Source organism: Dapis purpurea BLCC-M126 (assembly GCF_050015975.1).
Taxonomy (GTDB): domain Bacteria; phylum Cyanobacteriota; class Cyanobacteriia; order Cyanobacteriales; family Microcoleaceae; genus Trichodesmium.
The window spans coordinates 1-8702 of sequence record NZ_JBNHER010000228.1 but is presented as its reverse complement, the minus strand read 5'-3'; the positions used below and the strand labels follow the sequence as shown (position 1 = coordinate 8702).

The 8702-nt window shown below is 38.4% G+C and carries 5 protein-coding genes and 1 pseudogene; 3 read left to right on the top strand and 3 right to left on the bottom strand.

Features of this window, described 5'->3' with window-relative positions:
- Nucleotides 1–621: 621 nt before the first annotated feature.
- Nucleotides 622–792 carry a hypothetical protein gene (locus tag ACP6PL_RS20260; protein ID WP_426547078.1) on the bottom strand — a complete coding sequence of 57 codons (171 nt, stop codon included), beginning with the start codon at nucleotides 790–792 and terminating at the stop codon, nucleotides 622–624.
- Between the two features lie 331 nt (nucleotides 793–1123).
- On the opposite strand from ACP6PL_RS20260, the gene ACP6PL_RS20255 reads away from it, so the two are divergent.
- The gene (locus tag ACP6PL_RS20255) at nucleotides 1124–2596 is read left to right on the top strand and encodes an aldehyde dehydrogenase family protein (protein ID WP_426547077.1); all 1473 of its coding nucleotides are present in this window, start codon (nucleotides 1124–1126) and stop codon (nucleotides 2594–2596) included.
- Nucleotides 2597–2932: 336 nt separating this feature from the next.
- Here ACP6PL_RS20255 and ACP6PL_RS20250 read toward each other — a convergent pair whose 3' ends face one another.
- Nucleotides 2933–3343: an ATP-binding domain-containing protein gene (locus tag ACP6PL_RS20250; RefSeq protein ID WP_426547076.1), complete on the bottom strand. Its 411-nt coding sequence runs from the start codon at nucleotides 3341–3343 to the stop codon at nucleotides 2933–2935.
- 105 nt (nucleotides 3344–3448) lie between these two features.
- Between ACP6PL_RS20250 and ACP6PL_RS20245 the strand changes: the two are divergent.
- A pseudogene (locus ACP6PL_RS20245) lies at nucleotides 3449–4310 on the top strand (IS701 family transposase); the annotation flags it as partial.
- Between the two features lie 726 nt (nucleotides 4311–5036).
- Here ACP6PL_RS20245 and ppsA read toward each other — a convergent pair.
- Nucleotides 5037–7577, bottom strand: coding sequence for a phosphoenolpyruvate synthase (ppsA, locus tag ACP6PL_RS20240; protein WP_426547075.1), 2541 nt, complete (start codon nucleotides 7575–7577; stop codon nucleotides 5037–5039).
- A gap of 398 nt (nucleotides 7578–7975) precedes the next feature.
- Here ppsA and ACP6PL_RS20235 point away from each other — a divergent pair, with 398 nt between their 5' ends.
- The gene (locus ACP6PL_RS20235; protein WP_426547079.1) at nucleotides 7976–8326 is read left to right on the top strand and encodes a winged helix-turn-helix transcriptional regulator; all 351 of its coding nucleotides are present in this window, start codon (nucleotides 7976–7978) and stop codon (nucleotides 8324–8326) included.
- The last annotated feature ends 376 nt before the right edge of the window (nucleotides 8327–8702 follow it).

The following is an 8702-nucleotide window of genomic DNA, read 5'->3' as shown; positions in this document are numbered from 1 at the left end:
TCTTGAGTAAAACCACTCGTGAAAGCTAAAAAAAAGTAAGCTCACAGCTAGATTTAGGTCTATGCCGAGGAGTTTAGAAGTCTGTTGACAGGCTGTAAGCAAATGTGGATTTATGAGGGGCTGCGTGCGGAATTTACTTCCGCACTTTAAACGCCCCGTCCCATTTGCGGTCGGTAAACCACGGAATCCAGGGTGTTTCAACCCCTGGAGATGTCAATTACCTTTCTAAGAGGGACTATAGGGAGATGGGGAGATCGACGAAAGATTTGGCAATGACGTTCAGATGGAACATTTTTTATACTGAACCCGAGCAGATTTGATATAAAAAAGTGTCTGACGATAGTTGTTCTAAATCAAGTAGGCTGTGTTTTGCTTTTTTTAAGTCATGTCGCCCAAACAGCTATCGCCGACATGAACGCAACATGAACAGCCAAGTGAATGCACCGCAACTCCAAATAAATGAGCTGTTGACGCCATATGAGATTTTACAGGAAGTAGTGGCGAGACACAACTAAAATAGTAAACCAGACATTCAAGACCACAACCTTTGTAGAGACGTTTCAAGGTGTGCAAACAACATCAGATTGATTTTTATCGGTTCTAAAAATGCAATGATTAAATTTATTCAGAAATTAAAACAATCCGATAACGAGCTTTATTTGCTAATACCTTATCCATTGCTTCATTAATTTGAGAAATAGCCATAGTTTCAATCATTGGTTGAATTTGATGAATTGCTGCAAATTCCAACATTTCTGTCATAAAACCCCGTCCGCCAACTAAACTACCCACAACAGCTTTTTACTCGAAAACTCAAGGTAATAAAGGTATATTTAACATTGAAACAGGAAGCGCAACTAAGTAGAAAACACAATTTTTTGCTAACAAACTAAAAGTTTGATCCCAATCAACCTCTGATGAAACAGACTAATAAGTAAATCTACAGTGCTACTAGCTGCTGCGATCTCTTCTTCATTTTTCCAATTACAAAAATGGTGCGCTCCAAATTCTTTTGCTTCTTTGTTCTGTTAATGTATTATTAAAAATATCTAAAGTTTTTTAGACATAAATATCACGAACAGTTAAATAAAGTTATATTCACGACAAAGTGAGGAAAAAATTTATGGTAATAGCCACAAGACCAGAACAAAAAGTTAAAATTGGCCAAACCAAACTATTAATTAATAACGAGTGGGTAGAAAGTGCCTCTGGCAAACGGTTTGAAACCATTAACCCAACAACAGGAGAAGTTATTTGTGATGTTGCGGAAGCCGATGCACCTGATGTAGACAAAGCCGTAATAGCAGCCCGTAAAGCATTTACCAGTGGCGACTGGCCAAAAATGTCCGCTACCAAACGAGGGGAACTTCTATACAAATTAGCAGATTTGATGGAACAAAATATAGAAGAGTTGGCAAGACTGGAAACCCTAGATAATGGTAAGCCACTCAATGACTCTCTCAATGCAGACTTACGTTTATCAATCGCCTGTTATCGCTATTATGCAGGATGGGCAGACAAAGTTCAAGGCAAAACCATTCCTATCAATGGCTCCTACTTCTGCTACACTCGCCACGAACCAGTGGGAGTAGTCGGTCAAATCATTCCTTGGAACTTCCCTCTATTAATGCAAGCTTGGAAACTTGCCCCAGCATTGGCAATGGGTAATACATTAGTAATGAAAACTGCCGAACAAACACCATTGTCAGCCTTCCGGGTGGGAGAGTTAGCGATCGAAGCTGGTTTTCCTCCTGGTGTAATCAATATTTTGTCCGGTTATGGCCCAACTGCTGGTGCTGCCATTTCCCACCATAACGATATTGATAAAGTTGCTTTCACTGGTTCCACAGAAGTAGGTCATTTAGTCATGGAAGCTGCTGCCAAGAGTAACTTAAAACGGGTGACTTTGGAACTCGGTGGCAAGAGTCCGAATATTGTGTTTGCGGATGCAGATATGGATGCTGCCATTGAAGGCGCTCATCACGGTTTATTTTTTAACCAAGGTCAGTGTTGCAATGCGGGTTCCCGTTTATTTGTGGAAGAGAAATGTTATGACGAGTTTGTTGCTAAAAGTGTAGAGCGGGCAAAACGTCGGATGGTGGGCGACCCATTTGCCACTAGAACTGAACAGGGACCCCAGGTAGATGAAGAACAATTTAATAAAGTGATGAGCTATATTGAGTCTGGTCAACAGGATGGTGCCCAGATGTTATGTGGTGGGGCAAGAGTAGGCGATCGTGGTTATTTTATTGCACCTACTGTATTTGCTGACGTGCAAGATGAGATGAAGATTGCCAGAGAAGAAATTTTTGGTCCGGTGATGAGCATCATTAAGTTTAAGGATATTGATGAACTGGTACAAAGGGCGAATGATACCATCTATGGTTTGGCTGCGGGAGTATGGACGCGGGATATAGGTAAGGCTCATGCTGTGGCTCATGCTGTTCGTGCTGGTACAGTTTGGATAAATTGTTATCATGTGTTTGATGCTGCTGCACCGTTTGGTGGTTTTAAGCAGTCTGGTATTGGTCGGGAGTTGGGAGAGTATGGTTTACAGCAGTATACAGAGACTAAGACTGTGACTGTGAAGATGTAGTTGGCAATTAATTACTTCTACTAAACTACTCCGAAAAAAAGTAGGGACGTTCCATGGAACGTCCCTACAATAATATTTGGCGTTCTATTCTGACGGAACAAAAACTGGCTTTATAACTGAAGTCAGAAGGCTGAAGGCTAAAGTTAAATTTTTGCTGTGACTATATTTGAGAATGTTCGCGCCAGTAATGGCGACTGCTATATTTGCTTAATGATCTATTAAAATAGGAAAATACTTGATTTTTTTTATCTATTCCCTATTCCCTATTCCCCACAACATATTTTCCAAATCCTGTCCAGAAATTAGAGGTTATTTAGGCTGAGTAATGTTAGATATTTATGAACTAGAGAAATTAACAGCTTTAAATGATTGTTTTTGATGTTTTCTATCCCAAGTTTTTTCTAAATTAAAATATACTTTTAGCTTTTCTTTTCTCAAAGAATATGGTAAATCTTTTTGTAAAAAGAAAATTCGTTTACCATCATTAGAAAATAAATGCAAATATTCTTGAGCGCGAGTCATCCCAACATATATTTTTCTCCTTACTAATATTTCAGCATCAGTTTTATTTTTTCCTATAGAGTCATCAAATTGTTCTAACCAAATTAATAAAACTGCTTTAAATTCTAATCCTAAAGACGATTCGCAAGTAATTATTCTTACTCCTTTTAAATTAAGATTATACTTTGCTTTACTTTTCTTATCTTTACTCACCCAATAAGTGGGTATATCAGATTGATTCATCATGGAAATGATTGATTTCAACCTAGTATTATGGCGGTAAATAATCGCTATTTAATTAAAATCTAATCCTGATTTATGCAATATTTGAATAGTTTTAACTATTCTTTTCAAGAAGAAATTGTGACTGACACAGAAGGCTATTTAATCTTTGATGATACAGTTCTCAACAAGGAATATGCTAATAAAATTGAGTTATTCCGGCGACAATATAGTGGTAATGAGCATAAAGTAATTCGCGGTATAGGGATAGTGAATTGCATATATTTTAATCCAAAACTTGAACAATTTTGGCTCATAGATTATCGAATTTATGACCCAGATACTGACAAAAAAACCAAAATAGATCATGTTCAAGAAATGACTTTATGTGTAGTAAATCAAAAAAAACTACCATTTAAGACTGTGTTAATGGACAGTTGGTATGCAACACAAAGGTTGATGGGATTGATAGATAACTTAGGAAAAATTTATTATTGTCCCTTGAAAATAAATCGCGCACGTAGATGATACTGGTGGTGTAGAGAAATATAAAAATATAGGAGAATTAAGTTGGGATGAATCAGAAAAAATCTCAGGTAAAGTAATTAAAATTAAAGGGTTTCCAAGAGATAAGAAAGTCAAACTATTCTGGGCAACTGTTTCTACCAACAGGACAGAATATATTGCAACTAACGACTTAGGTCAATCTTCAGTAGATGCTGTAGAATTTGAGTCTCAAACCAGATGGAAGATCGAAGAATTTCACAGAGAAATTAAACAATTAACAGGTATATAATTTTGTCAATGCCGTCTCAGTCAAATTCAGAAAAATCACATAGCTTGTGCTATGTTAGTCTGGAATTTTTTAAAAAAATTAGCTGTGAAATTAGGAAAAACTATCTACAAAATCAAACATGAATTGCTCTCAGATAATCTGAGAAAAGAATTGAAGAACCCTACAATAAAATTCAGGGCAATTTTGATTTTATAACTGTTTTTTGCTCTTGTTTTAACAAGAGCAAAAACCTTGAGGCGATCGCTATATTTTTTTACGCGATCGCTATATTGACTATACGCTATATATAGTGTATTTGCGTAAGTCCTGATTAATAATTTATCGCCCCACAGGTGAACCCATTGAACTTAGAGGTGATGACATATTGAGCATTCCCGAACTATTCCCTGGTTGGGAAATATCCATTTCTGAACTTTGGCCGCCAGTCTTTGATGAGGAAGAGTAGATTTCAGTTATCAGTTATATCATGTTCGGTTAGTTATAATTAAAGCTTGTAGTTGGGCTTCAGCCCTATCTACAGTTCGGGCTAAAGCCCAACTACAAACAAAAACTTAAGGAAACTTTAGACCATACTTTTTGGTAAAAAGAAGCAATATCGCTCCTTTTTACTACATAGAATCTATGTTTGAAAAAAGGAGCGATCACTAGTTTCTAGACTAAAGATAGAAATTATCAAAAACTTACTAAACTGACACAACTAATGGGTGTGCATTAGGGAGGGTTTATGTAATATCATGTTTGGATAATCACTGATAAAAAAGTTTTTGTTTGTAGTAGGGCTTTAGCCCTATCTACAGTTCGGGCTGAAGCCCTACTACGAGCTTTAGTTATAGTAATTATTGAGCCGAACATGATATAAATCTTAGAGTAAGCATTAAAATTCTAGCTAAAACCTGCCCTTACTATTGCACTATTATAAAATTACTTCGCCCGCGCTACATCCATAATGTCATCCATCACGGAACCTGACTCCTCCATCTTACCAATATCCAAAAGTGTCTTCAACAACGAATCAGGATTCAAACTCAAGGAATCAATACCTTCCTCGACTAAGAAGCGGGCAAACTCTGGATAATCACTAGGTGCCTGACCGCAAATACCAATTTTGCGATCGTATTTCTTAGCTGCTTTTATGGCAATTTTCACCATCCGACGTACCGCTTCATTCCGTTCGTCAAAAATGTGTGCCACTAATGCCGAATCTCGGTCTAAACCCAAAGTCAACTGAGTCAGATCGTTAGAACCGATGGAGAAACCATCAAATACTTGGGCAAATTCGTCGGCAAAAATCACATTACTGGGCAACTCGCACATCACATAAACTTGCAACCCATTCTCGCCCCGTTTTAAACCATTTTTCTCCATCTCCGCTAATACCTTGCGACCCTCATCGGGAGTCCGACAGAAAGGAATCATCGGAATTACATTAGTCAAACCCATTTCATCCCGTACCCGCTTCAATGCCTGGCATTCTAAAGCATAAGCATCGCGATATTTCGGATCGTAGTAACGAGAAGCACCCCGCCAACCAATCATGGGGTTTTCTTCAGAAGGTTCAAACTGACGACCGCCCAATAGGTTCGCATATTCGTTACTCTTGAAATCGCTCATCCTCACCACTACAGGATTAGGATAAAAAGCAGCAGCGATCGTACCAACACCTTGCGCCAGTTTATCTACAAAGAAATCTGGTTTGTGTTCGTACAACCCGGTCAAATTACCAACTTCCCGTTTTACTAACGGATCTTCCAATTTGTCATAGTGGATTAAAGCTAATGGGTGAGCTTTAATATGATTGGCAATAATAAATTCCAACCGTGCCAAACCAACGCCATCGCAAGGAATAGAAGACAGACCAAAAGCTTCCTCTGGGTTGCCAACATTCATCAAAATCTTAGTGCGAGTCTTAGGTAAGTCACCTAACAAAGTTTCCTGTACCTCAAATGGCACCATACCCTCATACACTTTGCCTTCTTCACCCTCAGCACAACAAACTGTTACTTCCTGACCAGTCATCAGCACTTTAGTAGCATCACCGCAACCAACTATTGCTGGAATACCCATTTCCCGCGCAATAATAGCAGCATGACAAGTCCGCCCGCCTTGGTTAGTAACTATAGCGCTAGCCTTTTTCATAATAGGTTCCCAGTCGGGGTCGGTTTTGTTAGTCACCAAAACTTCCCCTGGCATGAACTCGTCAATTTTATGCACGTCAAGGATAACACGAGCTTCACCTTGCCCAATCATTTCTCCCACGGCACGACCGCGAACTAATACATCGCTACTACCTTTGAGTTTGAAGTTACGGAGAATGCTGCCAGATTTTTGAGATTGCACTGTTTCTGGACGTGCTTGCACGATGAACAGTTCCTCAGTGAGACCGTCTTTGGCCCATTCAATATCCATTGGGGTGTAATGATCGCGCACTTCAGAATAATGTTCTTCAATAATACAGGCCCATTTTGCTAGTTGCAATATTTCGTCGTCATTAATGCAATATTTTTCCCGTTCGGAAACTGGCACTGGCACATTTTTAGTAAGTTTGGAACCGCCGATGTCATAAATCATCTTCAGTTCTTTTGTACCGAGGCGTTTTTCCAGGATGGGGCGGAAGTCTTGTTGAAGAGTAGGTTTGAAAACGAAATATTCGTCTGGGTTGACTGCACCTTGGACAACGTTTTCACCTAAACCGTAAGCTGCTGTTACAAGAGCAGCATTTTTGAATCCAGTTTCAGTATCGATAGAAAACATTACGCCGGAGGATGCGAGGTCAGAACGTACCATTTTTTGCACGCCTACTGACAACGCAACGTCGAAGTGGTCGAAGCCTTTGATGGTACGATAGGAAATAGCGCGGTCTGTGAATATGGAGGCGAAACATTTATGGCAAGCTTCTAATACTGCTTCATCACCGTAAATGTTGAGGTAGGTTTCCTGTTGTCCGGCAAAACTCGCATCCGGTAGATCTTCAGCAGTTGCGCTGGAACGTACTGCTACATCTACTTCTTTGGTGTAGCGTTCGCATTCTTGTTTGGACTTACCTTCTAGTTCGTCGCAATACTCGGCGGAGGTGCCGTAGCGATCGCACATTTGATGATATGCTGCGACTATGGCTTTTTCTAATTCTTCTGGAAATGGAGTATCAAGAATAAGTGTACGAGCTTGTTTTCCCCGCTTACGGAGATTTCTGACATCTTCTACATCTAGGTCAGCAAATAGTTCTCGCAGTTTTTTCTCTAAACCAGCTTTTTGGATAAAATACCGATATGCGTGAGCGGTGGTGGCAAATCCATTGGGAACGTTTACACCTTTGGGTGTTAATTGTTGAATCATTTCTCCCAGGGATGCGTTTTTACCTCCAACCAATGGAATATCAGCAATTCCTACTGTTTCAAACCAGAGTACAAATGCTGTTTCTTTATCTACTTTTGTTGTATTTTTCTGACCTAATAGGTTCACCATAATTTTCTCCTCCAATGTTTTATTTCTGCCGTGTTGCGAAGCAGGATTTATTTATTTAGTTTTGTTTCTTTTTTTGTCAAAATGTTAAAGTTAATGATTGATTTGTGGGATGTTAAGAAAAACAAACTTATCGATCCTTAACTGTTAAACTCCATAAGTAAGGTGGATTATTTCTATAATATATTCTAGTTTTTCAGCTAGAGGAGGATTTTTTCTCTCCATCTACATCCTAATACTTTCTAGTGTAATTGCAATATAGGGTCTGAAAAAATCTTTAGTTACAAAAAGTAAAAAATTTTGTTTTTTCAGTAGTAAAGGTTATTATTAAAGAAAGATAAATTTTTAAGAGTTAGAAAAAAATGAAAGTTAAAAATAAGAATGTCAAATCGGATGTTAAAATGAGGGATATATTGTGTTTAAACAACAATTGTCCGATTCAGTTTGTATTAGGAATATTGGGTGGTAAGTGGTCGGTATTGATTTTGCAACAGTTGTTGAGTGGCGATCGCCGAACTCATGAATTATTAGAAGCTCTACCGGGAATTAGCTCGAAAACCCTGACATTAAGACTGAGAGAGTTAGAAAAGCATGGTTTGTTAGCAAGGCGGGTGTATCCAGAAGTGCCTCCCCATGTTGAATATTCTTTGACAGAGAAAGGATTAGAAGTGCAACCAGTGATGATATCTCTCAAACAGCTAGGAGAGAAATGGTTGGGTGAGAAAAATTGTAGTTATTCAATGGATAAGTAGAGATTTTTGGGGAGCGATAACTGATATTCTGAAGTGAGAAAATTGTATTCAAAGTACCGAATAATCAAGGTTTAAAGCCTCTCATTTAAAGGAGAAACAAGAAAAAATTTTCCTTTTATTCAATCCTCTCCCTAAAAGGAAGAGGTAATTATCAATTATCAATTATTGAAAGTAGATTCCAAGTATAGAAGCCATTTGCTATCAATATCTGGGACTAAATTTTTGAGGTACGAAGTCGTTTGTAGAGATAGATACACCGAAAAGATGGAAAAATATTCTAAATGAGGTACAAATATTGATGGTGGTGCCATAGTAATGGTATACAGTGCTTTTCAGTTGAGTAGACCACAAAACTGTTGTAGGAGTAATGAGTAAG